Source organism: Streptomyces sp. NPDC107517 (genome assembly GCF_055582645.1).
This window is the reverse complement of the sequence record NZ_JBVJPM010000037.1, coordinates 1-16123: the sequence shown is the minus strand read 5'-3', so window position 1 is coordinate 16123 and position 16123 is coordinate 1. Positions and strand designations below refer to the sequence as shown.

At 69.5% G+C, this 16123-nt stretch carries 11 protein-coding genes and 2 pseudogenes; 8 read left to right on the top strand and 5 right to left on the bottom strand.

Features of this window, described 5'->3' with window-relative positions; translation table 11 throughout:
• The first annotated feature begins 162 nt into the window (after nt 1-162).
• On the top strand, nt 163-753 hold the full coding sequence (locus ACZ67T_RS41000; protein WP_469991463.1) for a hypothetical protein: 591 nt from the start codon (nt 163-165) through the stop codon (nt 751-753).
• 104 nt (nt 754-857) lie between these two features.
• Here ACZ67T_RS41000 and ACZ67T_RS40995 read toward each other — a convergent pair whose 3' ends face one another.
• On the bottom strand, nt 858-3281 hold the full coding sequence (locus ACZ67T_RS40995) for an ATP-binding SpoIIE family protein phosphatase (RefSeq protein ID WP_469991461.1): 2424 nt from the start codon (nt 3279-3281) through the stop codon (nt 858-860).
• 201 nt (nt 3282-3482) lie between these two features.
• On the opposite strand from ACZ67T_RS40995, the gene ACZ67T_RS40990 reads away from it, so the two are divergent.
• The gene (locus ACZ67T_RS40990) at nt 3483-4574 is read left to right on the top strand and encodes a PP2C family protein-serine/threonine phosphatase (protein WP_469991459.1); all 1092 of its coding nucleotides are present in this window, start codon (nt 3483-3485) and stop codon (nt 4572-4574) included.
• A gap of 139 nt (nt 4575-4713) precedes the next feature.
• Complete coding sequence (locus ACZ67T_RS40985) at nt 4714-4884, top strand: hypothetical protein (RefSeq protein WP_469991457.1); 171 nt, start codon at nt 4714-4716, stop codon at nt 4882-4884.
• Between the two features lie 387 nt (nt 4885-5271).
• On the opposite strand, the gene ACZ67T_RS40980 is transcribed toward ACZ67T_RS40985, so the two are convergent.
• Complete coding sequence (locus ACZ67T_RS40980; RefSeq protein WP_469991455.1) at nt 5272-6498, bottom strand: cytochrome P450 family protein; 1227 nt, start codon at nt 6496-6498, stop codon at nt 5272-5274.
• Between the two features lie 112 nt (nt 6499-6610).
• Here ACZ67T_RS40980 and ACZ67T_RS40975 point away from each other — a divergent pair, with 112 nt between their 5' ends.
• The 3 genes and pseudogenes from ACZ67T_RS40975 to ACZ67T_RS40965 form a co-directional block, all read left to right on the top strand.
• The gene (locus tag ACZ67T_RS40975; RefSeq protein WP_469991453.1) at nt 6611-7843 is read left to right on the top strand and encodes an FAD-dependent oxidoreductase; all 1233 of its coding nucleotides are present in this window, start codon (nt 6611-6613) and stop codon (nt 7841-7843) included.
• Nucleotides 7844-8326: 483 nt separating this feature from the next.
• A complete protein-coding gene (locus ACZ67T_RS40970; protein WP_469991451.1) occupies nt 8327-9154 on the top strand; it encodes an alpha/beta fold hydrolase in 828 nt (275 codons plus the stop codon).
• A gap of 122 nt (nt 9155-9276) precedes the next feature.
• Nucleotides 9277-9469 (top strand): annotated as a pseudogene (locus tag ACZ67T_RS40965) (carbohydrate ABC transporter permease); the annotation flags it as partial.
• 14 nt (nt 9470-9483) lie between these two features.
• On the opposite strand, the pseudogene ACZ67T_RS40960 reads toward ACZ67T_RS40965, so the two are convergent.
• Nucleotides 9484-9795, bottom strand: a pseudogene (locus ACZ67T_RS40960) (cupin domain-containing protein); the annotation flags it as partial.
• A gap of 118 nt (nt 9796-9913) precedes the next feature.
• On the bottom strand, nt 9914-11071 hold the full coding sequence (locus ACZ67T_RS40955; protein ID WP_469991449.1) for an RNA-guided endonuclease InsQ/TnpB family protein: 1158 nt from the start codon (nt 11069-11071) through the stop codon (nt 9914-9916).
• 859 nt (nt 11072-11930) lie between these two features.
• On the opposite strand from ACZ67T_RS40955, the gene ACZ67T_RS40950 reads away from it, so the two are divergent.
• Both ACZ67T_RS40950 and ACZ67T_RS40945 read left to right on the top strand, forming a co-directional pair.
• Nucleotides 11931-14162, top strand: coding sequence for an FUSC family protein (locus tag ACZ67T_RS40950; RefSeq protein ID WP_469991447.1), 2232 nt, complete (start codon nt 11931-11933; stop codon nt 14160-14162).
• 162 nt (nt 14163-14324) lie between these two features.
• Nucleotides 14325-15152 (top strand): type II toxin-antitoxin system PemK/MazF family toxin, encoded by an 828-nt coding sequence (locus tag ACZ67T_RS40945; protein ID WP_469991445.1) that lies wholly within the window; start codon nt 14325-14327, stop codon nt 15150-15152.
• A gap of 182 nt (nt 15153-15334) precedes the next feature.
• On the opposite strand, the gene ACZ67T_RS40940 is transcribed toward ACZ67T_RS40945, so the two are convergent.
• On the bottom strand, nt 15335-15769 hold the full coding sequence (locus ACZ67T_RS40940) for a hypothetical protein (protein ID WP_469991443.1): 435 nt from the start codon (nt 15767-15769) through the stop codon (nt 15335-15337).
• Nucleotides 15770-16123 lie beyond the last annotated feature (354 nt).

The window sequence follows — 16123 nt, the reverse complement described above, 5'->3', positions numbered from 1 at the left end:
AACGCCCGCTGCGAGCGGGAGATCGCCACGATCCGCCAATAAGCCCTGGACCACGCAGTGATCACGAACGAGGCCCACGCCCTACAGGTCCTCGCCGAATACCGGATCGCTTGAAAGAACCGAAGACCAGTCCCCCGGCCCTACCGCAAAATGGACGGCACCATGAACCTCCCCACCGACGGCACACTCGACGTCTTCCGCGTCATGCCGGAATTCGGCGACCGCTACAAGGGGCTCCTGGTCGACGCGCTCCCCCTCATGCGATGGGAGATCGACAGCAATGCCCACCGGCTGCCCGGCGCGCTCCTCGCCGATTGGCACGGAAATCCCGACGGCACGGTGTCGGACTACCCCAGCGGGAACGTCGTCGCGCCGGTGTTCAGCCGGAAACTGGCCGCCGAGACCCGTGCCTCCTTCCAGCCGTTCGGTACGTACATCCCCGTGCACGTGCCGGACGGCGAGCCGAACGAATTCTGTGCCTACATCCCCAAGGTCGTGGCCGACTGCCTCGACCACGAGGCTTCGTCAGAGCCCGCCGAGACCGGTGAGATCGAGCGCGCCGTTTTCGTCCCGGACCGGATCCCCTCTGCCGCTCCGTGCTTCCGTCTGACGGACAACGAGACGTTCGTCTACTGGAACGGCTGGGCGGCACGCCTGATCCAGTCCCTCGCCGGACCGGAGAACGTCGAACTCCGCCTCGTGTGGTCGGCCGACCCCACCGTCGAGCCCCACCCCCGCCCGATGGGGTTCTGACCAGCGACGGAGCCGATGCCCAACGCACCACGACGCCCGCCCTGTTCGACTTCGACGGATTGGTCACGGACCTGCGCTCACACACCGGATGAGGGGTGTTCCCATTACAAGGTCAGCGCCTCCTGCAGCTGGTCGGGCGTGACGGTGAGCGACTGCTCGGCCCAGATGACCTTGCCCAGGGCCGTGTACCTGGTCCCCCACCGCTTGGCCAGTTGAGCGACCAGGAACAGCCCCCGGCCGCCCTCGTCCGTCGTGGCGGCGTACTGCAGGTGCGGTGAGGTGCTGCTGTGATCGGAGATCTCGCAGACCAGGCCGCCGTCGCGCACCATGCGGACGCGGACCGGCGGCCTGCCGTAGCGGATCGCGTTGGTGATCAGCTCGCTGAGGATCAGCTCGGTGGTGAAGGTGAGGCTCTCCAGCCCCCAGTCCGAGAGCTGCCTGACGCATTCGGACCGGATGCGCGAGACGGCGGACGGATCGCTGGGAACCTCCCACTCGGCAACCTGGTCGGACGCGAACTGGCGCGTGCGGCCGATGAGAAGGGCGACGTCGTCGCTCGGCCGCGTTGGGACCAGGGCACGAACGACCGCGTCACACATGCCTTCCGGGGAGTCGCCGGTCGCGTCCCGCAGCGCGGCGCGCAAGGCGGCGAGCCCCTCCTCCATGTCGTGCTCGCGGTTGTAGATGAGCCCGTTGGTGTAGAGGACGAGCCCGGTTCCAGCCTCCAGCTGCAGCTCCACCGCTTCGAACGGCAGACCGCTCACGCCGAGCGGCGGCCCGGCGGGCAGGTCGGCGAAGTCCACGGCGCCGTCAGGCCGCACGAGAGCGGGCGCGGGGTGGCCTGCCCGTGCCATGGTGCAGCGCCCGGAGACCGGATCGTAGATCGCGTAGAGGCAGGTGGCTCCGGTGACCTCGGCGGCCTGCTCGTCGTCGGTGCCTGGCGGGTCGAGGCTGGTGACGAGGTCGTCGAGGCGGGCGATCAGCTCGTCGGGTGCCAGGTCGAGGGTGGAGAAGTTGTGGACCGCGGTCCGCAGGCGGCCCATCGTGGCCGCCGCGTGCAGCCCGTGGCCGACGACGTCACCGACGACAAGCGCGACCCGGAACCCCGGGAGCGGGATGAGGTCGAACCAGTCCCCACCGACTCCCTGCCATATCGGGCAGTAGCGGGAGGCCGCGTCCAGGGCGCTCTGTTCGGGCAGGTCATGCGGAAGCAGGCTGCGCTGGAGCGCCTCGGCCATCGTGTGCTCGCGGGTGTAGCGGCGGGCGTTGTCCACGGAGATCCCGGCGCGGGCGACCAGCTCCTCGGCGAAGGAGAGGTCGTCGTCCCCGAACGGCTCGGAGGATCCGGCGCGCCAGAAATTGACGATGCCGAGGTTCAGGCCCCGTGCACGCAGGGGCGCGGAAAGCAGCGAGTGGATGCCGTCGGCGAGGACGCTGTCGGCATTCGCCGGGTCGCGCTCCCGCCAGGCGCGTGCCCGGCGCAGATCGGCGGCGACGGCGGGATGACCGGTCACCAGGCCCACGCCTTCCGGTGTGGTCGGCAGGAAACTGACCATCGATCCCATCGGGTACAGCGGCGCATCGTCCCGGACGCCGCTCACGGCCGTGCGGCGGAGCGCCAGGCCCCCGCCCGCGCCCGTGGTGCCCGGGGACGGCTCGTCGCCGTTCAGTACGGGGTCGGCCAGCTCGACGGTGGCGAAATCCGCGAAGCGGGGGACGGCCACGTCGGCCAGCTCCTGGACGGTCCGCTTCACGTCCAGCGTGGTGCCGACCCGTCCGCCGGCGTCGTACAGGAGCTGCATGCGGGCCCGCGCCCGGTCGGCCTCCTCGTACATGCGCGTCATCTCGGCCGGGTCCAGGCCGTGCGTCTGGCGGTGCAGCCGCCGCCGGACCAGCACTGCTCCGCCCATGCTCAGGCAGAGTGCGGCCGCCGCGCCACCGAACACGACCGGCAGCTGGCCGATCACCCCCTGGTTCACCCGCGCGACGGTGATGCCCACCGAAACGTATCCGGCGACCTGGCCGCTCTGGCTGTGGACGGGCGCGGTGGTGTCCACGATGTGCGCCAGAGGGTTGGTGAAGCTACTGGTGTACGGGCCGTTCCGGGCGAGCTGGTACGGGCCGTAGATGTGCTTGCCGATGAGGCCCGGGATGGGCGAGGTGTAACGGATCCCGTGCGGGTCGGTGATGACGACATAGTCGAAGCCCGCGCTCTTGCGGGCCCGTTCGGCGATGGGCTGCAGCGTCGCCGTCGGATCGCGGCCGGCCAGGGCCTTCGCCATACCTGGGGACTCCGCCAGCGCAATGGCCGCGGTACGGGTGCGGTGCTCGGCGTCGGTCGTGCTGTAGTACCGGGCCTGCAGGACGAGTGCCGACAGCGCCGAGGCGATCAGGAGCACCACGGCGGCGACCTGCCACAGGAACACCTGCCCCGCGATGCTGCGCACCCGCAGCCGCGAACGCACGAGCCCGAGCGGACGGCGCCACGCAGGTCCGTCCGTCCGTGCGGGCCGTTCCTGTACGTCCATGGCTGGTCGTCTTCCACGCTGCCACACGGCCGGAGCACACGCATGCCACACATGCCACGGCACCAGGTACACGACCGAAGAAGCGGGTCGATCAGTGACAGCAGAGTTTGAGCGGCGCGAGCCATAGGGGCGCTCGCTCATCGACTGTGCCGCGGGAGGGACAGGGCGCTATGCCCTTATTGTGCAGATACTCTGGGAAGCGTGATCGAGTCTGGACGGCTGCGGCTCCGTCGGCGCTTCAGCCGGGGGAGGCTTGTGCGGCTGTCGCCGGTCATTCTGACCGTCGTCATCGCGAGCCTGGCATACGCCACTCCGCCGGAACTGGCCTTCAGCCGCCTCCTGCCCGCAGCACCAGCTCTGGCCGCCGCCATGTGGCCGGTCCTTCCCACCGTCCTGCTCGGGACGGTCTGCCTCCTTCTGATGATCGGCCTCAGCCTCGTCTTCCCCGATCTGGGAACGTGGTGGACGGCCGCAGGGATCATCGCGGTCACCGTGGCCGCCGCCTACGGAAGCCATGTCCGGCTCAAGCGGGAGCGCACCCTCATACAAGTACGGCTCGTCGCCGACGTCGCGCAACAGGTGGTCCTGAGCCCCATGCCGCGCCGCTTCGGGAACGTAGAGATCGAGTCGCTCTACCTCGCGGCCGCGGCGGAGGCCCGCATCGGCGGGGACTTCTACGAGGTCGTCGACACGCCGCACGGGGTCAGGCTGCTCATCGGAGACGTACGGGGCAAAGGGCTGCCTGCAGTAGGGGCGGCCGCGGCGATCGTCAACGCCTTCCGGGAAGCTGCGTACACAGAGACCGACATGGTCAACGTCGCACGCAGGCTGGACGCCAGCAGCACCCGTTACAACGCCGCCTTTCCCTCCGACGGGTCGACGGAGCGCTTCGCCACCGCCCTACTCGCCCAGATCCCGCACGACGGCAGACGCATCGACATCCTCAACTGCGGACACCCACCGCCACTGCTCCTGAACCACAGGAATCTTCGCGTCCTCGAATGTGCCATCCCCTCGCCACTGCTCAACCTCGCGGAGCTGATCGGCGATCACTACACCATCGACACGTTCGACTTCGCCCCCGGCGACCTGCTGCTCCTCTATACGGACGGGATCGCCGAGGCCCGCGCCCGTGACGGCGAGTTCTTCCCGCTGACAGCGTGGATGCGTCAACAGAGCCCGAGACCGCCCCACGAACTGCTCATGGCTCTTCACCGCGACCTCCTCCGCTACAGCAGAGGACGCCTTGACGACGACATCGCCGCCCTCGCCGTACGCCTCGGTAGGCCCTGATCGACCACCACCGGGGATCGGCTGGCCTGCGCATCCGGCGGCTTCATCGACTTGGGACGCGAGATGCGATGCCGGCTGGTCTCGCCCTGACGGGGTCGACGGAGGAGCATGGGAGGTGAGCGACCGAGGGAGGCCCGCCATGAAGTCCGAAGCCTCGGATTACGACACCTGGCTGTACTCTCACACACCCTCCCAAGCCGAGGGCGAACGCGACGAGCTGGCTGAGCGCGCAGCCCAGCACCCGGACGTCCCCAGGACCGAGCCGTCCCAGGCGGAGGGCGAGCGCGTGGACGACATCAAGCCCACATGACCGCGGCGAGCCGGGCTGGGCGCTGCCGGGCCCGGCTCACTGCTGCTCGGCCCGGACGGCCGTCCCGAAGGCGTCGCGTGTCACGGCGGCTTCGGCTGCGGCGCTCGTTCCGTCGCTGTTCGCGGGGCTCCTAGGTGCGTACTCCCGCAGGGTTGCTCACACGGCTGGTGGGGGCCTGCTGCCCAGTGCGGTGCGGCAGCGATGGCTGCGGCCGGCAGGACAGGGTGGCGTTCCGCCCGCCACCGGCGCACCCGCGTGTGCGGTGCCCCGCGAGACGCCCGTCTCAGCAGCCACACGAGCGGCTGGGCGGGCACAGAGCACATGTGCAACGAGCAGCCACCTGCCGTGATCGGTGGGCCTCGAAGACTCGGACTCCGTGTGGTGCAGTCAGCCGGAGGCGTCGGCGGTGAACGTGACGGGCAGCTGTTCGGGGCCGCGCAGAGCGCCCGGGCGCCATCGCAGTTCGCTGGGCGGCACCGCCAGGCTGAGGTCAGGCAGGCGGCTCAGCACGGTTCCCACGGCGATCTGGCCCTCGAGCCGGGCCAGTGGCGCCCCCAGGCAGTAGTGGATGCCGTGCCCGAAGGCGAGGTGCGCGTTGTCGTGCCGGGTGATGTCCAGGCGGTCGGGATCCGGGAACTGCACCGGGTCACGGTCAGCGATGGCGGAGGCGACCAGCACGGTCGCGCCGCGCGGGATCGCCACTCCCGCGATGACGACGTCCTCGCGGGCGAACCGGGCGATGCCGGGGTTGACCGGGCCGTCGTAGCGCAGGAACTCCTCGATGGCACCGGGCAGCAGTTCCGGATCGTCCCGGAGCATCTGCAGCTGGTCGGGGTGGGCGAGCAGTGCGGCGATACCGCTGCCGATCAGGTTGACCGTGGTGATGTATCCGGCCACCAGCAGCAGGAAAGCCATGGCGATCAGCTCGTCCTCGTCCAGCCGGTGTTCCTCGTCCCGGGTGGCGATCAGCGCGCTGAGCAGGTCGTCTCCGGGCTGGGCTCGCTTGTCCTGGAGGAGTCCGGTCAGGAACGAGCGCATCTGCCGCCACGCGCGGTCCACCCGGGCCGGGTCCGGCGGCGCGGTTCCTTGAAGGATCATGTCGTCGGTCCACCGGTGGAAGTCGCCCCGGTCGGCGAGGGGCACACCGAGCAGTTCGCTGATCACGGTGACGGGAAGCGGCAGCGCGAAGTCCTCGACGAGTTCGGCCTTGCCTGCGGGCACGATCGCGTCGAGCAGTCCGTCGGTGATCTCCTGGATGCGTGGCCGCAGCTCGGCCACCCTGCGGGCGGTGAACGCCTTGGAGACCAGTCGGCGCAGGCGGGTGTGGTCGGGCGGGTCGGAGCGGAGCATGGTGCGCAACATCGACTCTCGCTCCGTGGCGGGAAGCCGCTCCAGGAGCCGGGGGTCCGAGGCATCGCGGACGTCGCTGCTCAGCCGTGGGTCGGAGAGGGCTGCGAGGCCGTCTTCATAGCGTGTGACCAGCCATGCCTCGAGGCCTCCGGCGAGGACGGCGCGCCGTACCGGGCCGTCCTCGCGCAGCTGCCGGTAGAGCGGGAAGGGATCCGTCATGAAGACCGGATCGCCATAAGGCAGAAGGACCGGCTGCTGGCTCATCAGGCCTCCAGGGGTCGTCACGAACCCACACGGCAAAGTTGTCATTTTTGAGGGTATATGCCCTATTGACTCAGGGCGTGGATGTTGGATGTCACCGAAGGGAAGGGCTGCGATGGAGCGGACAACGTGCTGCGTGGTGGGCGGCGGCCCGGCGGGAATGGTCCTCGGTCTGCTGCTGGCCCGTGCCGGCGTGGACGTCACGGTCCTGGAGAAGCACGGGGACTTTCTGCGCGACTTCCGCGGCGACACGGTGCATCCCTCGACCCTGGCGCTGCTGGACGATCTCGGTCTGGCCGAGCGCTTCGCCCGGCTGCAGCAGCGGCGGGTGACCACGGTCCAGCTGCCGCTCGGCGCGGACGATTCGCTGATCACCGTCTCGGACATCAGCGCGCTTCCGGGCCCGTACAACTATGTGGCGATGGTGCCGCAATGGGACCTGCTGAACCTCCTCGCCGACGAGGCCCGCAAAGAGCCGTCCTTCTCCGTGCGGATGAGCACCGAGGCGACGTCGTTCGTCGTGGAGTACGGGCGGGTCACCGGGGTGCGGTACCGCACGTCCGACGGCCGTACCGGCGAACTGCGGGCCACCCTCACGGTGGCCTGCGACGGTCGGGGCTCGCTGGCCCGCTCGCGGCCCGAACTTCGGCTGCGGCAGTTCACCTGCCCCATGGACGCCTGGTGGTTCCGGCTGCCACGGCGGGAAGGCGACCCGCACGGGCTCGTGGGAGGCGCCGGCGGCCGGCTCCTCACCGCGATGATCGACCGTGGGGATTACTGGCAGTGCGCCGCGCTGATCCCCAAGGGGACCGACGCCGAGCGCCGCGCCGCCGGTCTCGAGCGGTTCAGGGCCGACTTCTCGGCCGCCGTGCCCTGGATCGCGAACCGGGTGCACGCGCTGCGGTCATGGGACGAGGTGAAGATGCTCGACGTGCGGCTCGATCGTCTGCGGCGCTGGCACCGGCCGGGACTGCTGTGCATCGGCGACGCGGCGCACGCGATGTCCCCTGTCTTCGGCATCGGCATCAACCTCGCCGTCGAGGACGCGGTGGCCGCCGCGCGGTACCTCGTCGAACCGCTGAGCAAGGGTGTGGTCGGCCTGCGGGACGTACGCGGCGTCCAGCGGCGCCGGTGGCCGACCACGGCGGTGACGCAGGCACTGCAGCGGTTCGCTCACGCGAGGGTCATCGCGCCCGTACTCGCGGGACGCCCGCCTTTCGGCAATGCCAGGCGGGCGGAGCGGATGAGCGAACTGCTCACCACCTCGACGTGGCTCAAGCGCGTGCCGGCGTACTTCATCGGCTACGGCGCCGTGCGCGAGCGTCCGCCCGCCGAGTCGGTGCGGTGAGCTGCGGCGCACGACCAGGCCGTTGCGGAGGGCTGTCCACGTTCCCTTGGGGTTCGGGCATGTCATCTGTATGCGTGGGGTGTTGAGTGCTGAGCCGTCGCGGGTGAGGACGTTCACCGGCCCAGCGCCCCGGCCACGCGTCAGCGAATGCCGCGATGTTCCTGAGCAATGGAGCAATGGAGCAATGGCCTCCAGCAAGCAGAGTGGCCACAGGGCGCGTCACCCCGATGGCGTACTTGGCGGGGCACGCAGACCTGAATACGCACGTTGAACACCCAGCGGAATTCGAGACGCATCACAGCGTTCCGCACACCCATGCTTCAAGCATGCAATCTCGGCTGCTGTTGCGTCTCCCGCGTTGCCGGTCAGGATGGTGAACGTCGGCAGCACGCTCGTCAGCGCACCCTGCCGCCCCTTCAGCACTCGCCTCAGTGCCTCGCTTCCGGGCTGTGCCCGGACCTCCCCGCAAGAACGGAGAACAGCATGCCCACGTGCACGACTCGCGACGGGGTGGAAATCTTCTACAAGGACTGGGGGAAAGGCCGCCCCGTGGTCTTCATCCACGGATGGCCGCTGAACGGCGACGCGTGGCAGGACCAGCTCAAGGCGGTCGCGGACGCCGGATACCGCGGCATCGCGCACGACCGGCGCGGACATGGCCGCTCCACCCCGGTCTTCGACGGCTACGACTTCAACACGTTCGCCGACGACCTACAGGACCTCATCACCGGCCTCGACCTGCGCGACGTCACACTGGTCGCCCACTCCATGGGCGGCGGTGAACTCGCCCGCTACATCGGACGCCACGGCACCGACCGGATCCGCTCCGCGGTGCTGCTCTCAGCCGTTCCACCGGTGATGATCAAGTCGGACACCAACCCCGAGGGCGTTCCCGAGGAGGTCTTCGACCAGATCAAGGCGGGCATCATCAACGAGCGTTCGCAGTTCTGGGAGGACACCGCGGAGGGCTTCTTCTCCGCCAACCGGCCCGGCAACAAGGTCACCCAGGGCAACAAGGACGCGTTCTGGTACATGGCGATGGCTCAGACCATCGAGGGCGGCGTGCGGTGTGTGGACGCGTTCGCGTACACCGACTTCACCGACGACCTCAAGGCGTTCGACGTGCCCACGCTCGTAGTCCATGGCGACGACGACCAGGTCGTCCCGATCGACGCAACCGGCCGGAAGTCCGCGGAGATCATCCGCGACGCCACCCTCAAGGTCTACGAGGGCGGCTCGCATGGCATCGCACTGGTGCCGGGCGACAAGGAGAAGTTCAACAAGGACCTGCTGGACTTCCTCAAGAAGTGACTCGCACTCCCTCCTGAAGGAGGGAGATCCTGGCGGCCGGTCCCGCTCGTTGCTGCGCCGCTACGCGGCACGTGCTTGGCGCGGGACTCCATGACTTCCTGCTTCTTCGCACTGTGCCAGAACTGCTTCTGGTGTGGTCGGCGCTCCGAAGGCCGATGCCGCTGGGCCTGGCTCCCTTCAGCGCAACCTCGGACCGAGCCAATCTTCCTAGTCCCCACGGGAGTTGTAATGTCGATGACTCCCGCGGTGACGGTGTTCGTGATCGGGCAGCGGCCGCTTCGGGAGGGCATCACGTCGTCGGGCCAAAAGGGCTGAGCAGCCGCGCAGAGTTACTTGGCGTCCTGAAGGGCTGCCTGCAAGACAGGGCTGTCGACGTAGTTGTTGTCGTACAGCTCCGAAGAGTTCTTGATCTCCTCGAACCCGCCTCGCCACCCATCACACATCCCAGCAGACGCAGGTAGTCGAAGCGCGGCATGCCCGGACTGAAGACGAACAGCACATCCGCCTCGCGGCCCGGGGCCACAGCAAAAGCGTGCGGAGTGTACGGCGGCACCAGCAGGAAGTCGCCCTTCTCCAAAACCTTGGCCTCGTCGCACGCGCAAGGCGCCGGCCACGACGAAGAACAGCTCGGACGCCTTGGTGTCACCTTCTCGGCCGTGAACGACCGAGCGTGTGCGCTCGGTGGTCCACGCTTCGTTGCGCTCCCGACTGCCCACGACGACAGGACGGTCACGGGTCGCATCTCCTGCCTGCGGCCGGTCAGGCCGGAGGCAGGACGGGCATGGTGACAAATGCCCACGCCGAGCGCGCGCGATTGCGCACGTTGACCCCGGCGACGTGGTCGGCGGGCCCAGCGAGGCCGCACCGACGACAACAAAAGTGGTTCCGGTCGGGCCGGTTGGCCCTCTCGGTGTGTCCGCAGCGCGGACAGCGCTGCGAGGTGTAGGCCGGATCCACCTCGAGGAACGGCACCCCGGCCCGGCGGGCCTTGTAGGTTAGATGCTGGCCCAGCTGATGGAACGGCCAGTTGGCGAGCGTGCCCCGCTGGTCGCCGCGTAGCCGTACCCGGTCCCGGATCCCGCCGAGGATCTCGACGGCGATACCGCGACCGGTGCGTTGGGCGACGGACACGATCTCCTTGCTGATCTTGTGGTTCATGTGCGTGGCATGCCGGTGCTCCCTGCGTTTGCGGCGGGCCAGACGCCGCCGGGACGAGCGGGTGTTGCGCTTTTGCAGTTCGGCGCGCTTGACGGCGTGCCAGCGGCGGTAGCGGCCCAGGCGTCGGCCCTGGTAGTTGGTGTTGTCGCTGGTGGTGGCGAGGTTGACGATGCCGCGGTCCACGCCGATCCAGTCGACCGGCTCGTACACGTCCGGCTCCGGGATCTCACACGTGGCGATCAGGAACCACGTGCCGTCCCGGCATACCAGGTCACTCTCGCCCTTGCGGCGCGCGGCCAGGGTCTTGAGCTGGTCCGGACAGCCAACGAACGCCACGTTCTTGGTCCGGCCCGCCACCGTCCAGATCGACACGGTCCGTGCGTCGGCCTGCCAGGACAGACAGCGGTCGTCGAAGGGCTGCGCCGCGTCCGCACGGAAGGCGAGGGGCGAACCGGTCGCCTTGCGATACCGCGGTGAGGTCGCCTTGCCCAACCGGCCTGCCGCCAGGTGGGCCCGCAGGGTGGTGTAGGCATCGACGACCTTCTTGACCACGCGTACGGCGGGCTGTGCCGACAGGCCGAAGTCGGCCTTCAACGCCGTGTACACCTCGCGCTGCAGGCCGTTACGGTCCGTGAGGTCCTTGGCGAACGCGACCGCGGAGGCACGGTTAGCGGCCTGGTTGCAGGCGTGCAGGGTCGCTTCGAGGGCCGCCGCCTGCTCGGGCGTCGGCAACAGCTTCACCTGCACCACCGTCTTCACGACCTCGGACGGTAGTACGACAACCACACAGCCGGCCACGCGCGAGCCACCTGATCACCAACACCGGTGACGAGCAGAACAGTTGTCCGCATTCTCCGGCTCCACCGGACCGCCGTGCGGGCGCTCCGCGCCCTGGAACAACATGATGCGGCGACGCTCCGCGTCGCAGCCACGACAGGCGATTCCTCCCCGGAGCAGAGGATTGCGGTCCGTACCGCTACGCAGTACCACTCTGGGCCCCTGCTTCACGGGCCTCTGCCGACCGGTGAGGGTCGTTCTTACAAGGCCTCCGCAGGCCTGGCTTTCCGCCCGTCCGGCGGTAGGCCCGACAGCACACTGGGCAGCACATGGTCCACGTCCACCAGCACGCCCGTCAGTGCGCGGGCCCCTGGAGCTGGTAGGAACGGCCTCGTCGACACGGCCATGAGGCCACTGGCCCGGATCCGGCACGCATCGCTGACCGTGATTGGCCGTGACGACCTCGTCGGCGGTGTCGACCACGGTCTGCAACCACGAGACCGCAAACACCACCGCGGGCGCAGTGCCCGTCAGGGCGACGTCGCCCCAGATCAGCGCCCTCAGACAGAGCATCGCCGCGCAAACGCCCCAGGTTGGCCAGAGTGACGGCGACGACACAGACCGCGTTCATCAGGTCCACCAGCACTCCGTCGTGCACGGCCGCGATCAGCCACGGCACTCGCCGCGACGGAGACGATGCGGCCGCTCGTCCGCACTTCACCCGACATCGTCAGCCCGACGATCGACAGCGCCGTCAGCTGGAGCCGGATGGGTGAGTTCCAGGTCTGTCTATTGACCTCCCGAGCGGGCGGCCCGGACGGCTGGGGGTGATCCTGGTGGCATGGGTGGTACCGGTGGCGTTCCCCGGATCAGGCTGCCCGCCGCCTACCGGGCGGCGGCCCGCCGCTCCGTGCGGGTCACGGTGGCCGCCGGCGCCGGCTTCTACCTGTGCCTGTACGGCTTCGGCTCGACCGAGGCGGCGACCTACGCGCTGTTCGCCGCGGTGTCACTCGCGGGACTGTCGCACATCCCCGGGACAGGCCGGCAGCGTGCCACGGTGGTGGCGCGGCTGCTGCCGGTCTGCCTGGTGCTGATCACCGTTGGCACCTACCTGTCCGTGCAGACCTGGACCGCGACGACGGGGATGCTGGTGATCGGCTTCGCACTGGCCTTCTCCGCGGTGGGCGGTCCGCGCCCCGCGGGGGCCGCGCCCGGGCTCCAGCTGATGTACATCCTGCCGTCGTTCCCGCCCTACGACCCCGGCTCGCTCGGCGTCCGGCTGGCCGGAGCCGCGGTAGGCATCGTGTTCCTCGTGCTCACGGAGAGGTTCCTGCTGCCGGACCCGCCCACCATCCCCTACCGGGAGCTGGCCGCACGGGCCGCCGACATCGCCCGCCGGTGTGCCGAGGAACTGACCGGGCCGCCGTACGCGATCACCGACCGGACGGTGCAAGAGGCCCAGGCCGCCAGTACCTCGCTGCGATCCTCGCAGGTGCCTGAAGCCGAGCGGCCGGCCGGGCCGGGCGTGCGGGACCGGGGCCTGACGCACACCGGCCTGGCCACCCGCACCCTGCTGGCGCGGCTGACCACTCCCCCGCAGCCGGATCCCGGACCGGCCGAGTCCGAGCTCGGGCCGGCCGTACTGCGCGCGGTGCAGGACACGGCCCGCGAGACAGCCGACCGGCTGCGGGGCCGGGCACCCGAGGCCGGGGACGCGCACGCCGAGCTGCTGCGAGCCCGTACCGCCCTGGCCGCCGGCCCGGACGCGGTCGCCTCGCCGGCCGCGCTGCGCCGGCACGCGGCGATGCTGGAGCTGGCGGACGCCGCGCTGGCGATGTCCACGGCGGCAGCCATCGCCGTACGGGGCCGGGCAGGCGCGGCACAGGCGGCCCCGGGCCGGTTCTGGTACGCCCGAAAGCGCGCGCCGCAGCTGTGGTGGAGGCGGATGGAGGGGCACGCCAACGCCCGGTCGGTGTGCTTCCAGAACGCGGTACGGATCAGCCTGGCCCTCGCCGCGGCCCGGGTGATCGCGGGGGTGGACACGCTGCCGCACGGCTTCTGGGTGCTGCTGGCGACCTTGACCCTGACCCGGACCACCGTGCGGCAGACCCGGTCGACGGTGCGGGTGGCACTGACCGGGACCCTGATCGGCGCGCTGATCGTGGCCGGGCTGTTCACGCTGGTCGGAACCAATATCGCCGTGTACGCGGCGGTGCTGCCGCCGCTGATGCTGTTCGCGTTCACGCTGGGGCCCGTCAAGGGCGTGGGCTGGGCCCAGGCGACGTTCACGCTCGTGGTCGCCCTGGCGTTCGCCCAGCTGGCGCCCGCGACCTGGCAGCTGGCCGAGTTCCGGCTGCTGGCCGTGCTGACCGGCAGCGCGATCGGCGCCGTCTTCGGGCTGCTCGCCTGGCCGCGGGGTGCCCAGGACGAACTGCGGCGGTCGATGGCAGTACTGCTGCGCGGTGCGGCGGAGAACGTGGTGGCGACCACCGCCCAGCTGGCCGCCGGCGGAGTGCGGGCACCGGTGACCGCCGCGCCGGGCCACCGCTCGCTGATGCACGCGCTGGTCATGGCGGAGGCGGCGTACGCGCAGTTCCAGAGCGAGCCGAGGGGCCTGGCCGCCAGCCACTCCGGCGAGGATCCGCACGACTCGGCAGGCCCCCATGAACCCGCCGCCAACCAGGACCGCCCCCAGGACTGGCAGGCGACCCTGATGGCCGCCCACCACACCCTGTGGGGAGCCGACCGACTGCTGGTGCCGCCCGAGCGAATCGTCGTACCACCCATGGAGCTGGAGCCGACTGCGGCCGTGTCCCGCCTCGGGGACCGGGTGGCCGGACGGATGCTGCTGGTGTCGGCGCGGCTCGATCCGAGCGGCGACACCCCACTGGACCCGGTGCCGCTGCGGGACCCCGACTTCGACGGTTTCGAGGTGGAACCACCGGGCGCGCCGCGGGTGTATTACGCGGCCGTCTCGTGGCTCGACGCGCTGATGACGGACCTGGAGCGGATCACCGGACCTCTGACCTCTGACCCAGCCACCAGGTCTGGTGGCGGAGTGCGTCAAAAGTGACGAGTATGCAACAACTCCCTTTAGAGGGAGCCAATTTCGGCTTTGCGTACGTCCACGAGTCGTGGGTGTCGCTGCGCGAGCCATCGAAGTGGGGGAGCTGGGATGCACAGGGCGAGCTGGGTGAAGGCGCTACGGAGCTGTGCGGTCATTCTCGGTGTGTGCATGGCGCTGAGCGTGCCACTCGCGAACGTCATGGCGACTGAGGGAAGTGCCGGCAGCGGGTATCCGGTGTGGGCGTTCGTCGCGACCGGGGTCGGGATCGACGCCGTCGTGGGGCTGGGTGTAGTGAGCGCCGGGCTCCAGACGATCGTGCCGACCGCGGGAGGGCAGCGCTGGACCTTACGGGGCCTGCCTCTGGTGGGGCTCGCCGCCGTGCTGGCCGAACTTCACGCCTCAGTCGCCTGGGCACTTGGCGGTGTGGTCGCCACCGGCAGTCCGTTCACCGACACGGCCTCCGCGTTCGGACTCAGCCTGCTGGTGCCGGGTGTCCCGTTGATGGTGCTCTGCCGACCAGGTCTTCAGGCCCGCCTGTGGATACCGCCACGTCGCCCGGCCCCTCGGGCATACGGCTCCGCCTGGCGCGCCCCCACGGGTGTGCCCTACGCGCCACTGCCGCCGTTCCCACAGACGGGGACGAGTCCACTCCCGGGGCAGGTGTGGGAGGTGTTCTTCCCTTACGAGGAACAGCCCGGCGGCAAGCGCAGGCCCGCCCTCATCGTGGGGGTGGGTCCGTATGGAGTGACCGCACTGAAGGTCACCAGCCAGGACAAGAGTCAGCAGACGCGCTATTTCGTCCCCATCGACAATTCAGGCTGGCGGGCCATGAACGCACCGGGCAAACGGAGTTGGGTGGAGTTCGGAAAGCCGACTCCGATCCGGCGCAACCAGGTCCTGCGCCCATTGGGCCTGTGTTCTCCGCACACGCTGTGGAACCACATCGTGGCCCGGTATCGGCTGCCGGTGGCGTCCGCTTACTTCACGCCACGCTGAGAGCCTGCTGAACTGCGGCCCCGGAGATCGAGCACGTCTGGGTCCGGGGGCGGCAGATGAGAGATGGACATCATCACGCCGGCCTCTCCCCCTACTTACGTCGGCCTCTCCCCTTGTCTTGCTCCGCAGGGGTTCGCGCGTCGACGCATACCCGGACCGTGGGGCCGGCCGGCTCCGACCGTTCAGGGGCCGAGGGGGCTCCAGTCGAACCAGCCATGAGAGGTCTCATAGACGATCGTGGGTTCGTCACAGGTCTGGGATGCCGAAATCTGCGCGGCGACGGCATCAGCACGCGCCGTATACCCGTCCGCCCCAACCAACAGAACCAGAACCGCAGACAGCGCGAAAGCGGGCAGGATCCGCCAGCGGCGCACCCGTGAGACGACCAGCGACGCCACGGCCAGCACCAGCCCGGTCAGCAGAAGCCACCGGTTCACACCCGCCTCGCGGTCGAGCCTCTCAGAAAGGCCGACGACGTCATCGCACAGGACGTACATCTTCGGCCCGTCGAACAACGACAGGCAGCGTTCCAGCACCGCCGCCAGCACGATGAACACCCCCAGCACCGGCAGCAGACTCGGATCCCTGTCCGGCCCCACGTTCGCCTCGCCCCCCATGCCCCCTCATCCCGACTCGACCTACCCTCTGCGCTGCGTACAACCTGCCAGATGTGTCCGCAGCCCACGCGCGAAATGGACGACCCGACCACGAAGACCAGTCCATGAGTGCTGCCCCGCCTCAGGCCGGCTCCGCATGGGGTAACAGGGATGGAAGCTCGACAGTTGCTCACTTGGAGCAGTTGGAGCTGGAGTTGGCGCGCGAGCGGTTAGTGGGTGGTTCTGTTGGCCGGCGCCAACCAGGCGACGAAAGCACAGGTGTCCCTCCCCTCGTAGCGTGAAGACCATGGCTGCAGGGGAAGTTGGGAGTCATGGCGGAGAAGCGACGGAAGTTCGATCCGGAGTTCCGTGAGG

Coding starts and splice junctions, on each gene's coding strand:
- ACZ67T_RS41000 (WP_469991463.1), top strand. CDS start 163: ATGAACCTCCCCACCGACGGCACACTCGACGTCTTCCGCGTCATGCCG.
- ACZ67T_RS40995 (WP_469991461.1), bottom strand. CDS start 3,281: ATGGACGTACAGGAACGGCCCGCACGGACGGACGGACCTGCGTGGCGC.
- ACZ67T_RS40985 (WP_469991457.1), top strand. CDS start 4,714: ATGAAGTCCGAAGCCTCGGATTACGACACCTGGCTGTACTCTCACACA.
- ACZ67T_RS40980 (WP_469991455.1), bottom strand. CDS start 6,498: ATGAGCCAGCAGCCGGTCCTTCTGCCTTATGGCGATCCGGTCTTCATG.
- ACZ67T_RS40975 (WP_469991453.1), top strand. CDS start 6,611: ATGGAGCGGACAACGTGCTGCGTGGTGGGCGGCGGCCCGGCGGGAATG.
- ACZ67T_RS40970 (WP_469991451.1), top strand. CDS start 8,327: ATGCCCACGTGCACGACTCGCGACGGGGTGGAAATCTTCTACAAGGAC.
- ACZ67T_RS40950 (WP_469991447.1), top strand. CDS start 11,931: ATGGGTGGTACCGGTGGCGTTCCCCGGATCAGGCTGCCCGCCGCCTAC.
- ACZ67T_RS40945 (WP_469991445.1), top strand. CDS start 14,325: ATGGCGCTGAGCGTGCCACTCGCGAACGTCATGGCGACTGAGGGAAGT.
- ACZ67T_RS40940 (WP_469991443.1), bottom strand. CDS start 15,769: ATGGGGGGCGAGGCGAACGTGGGGCCGGACAGGGATCCGAGTCTGCTG.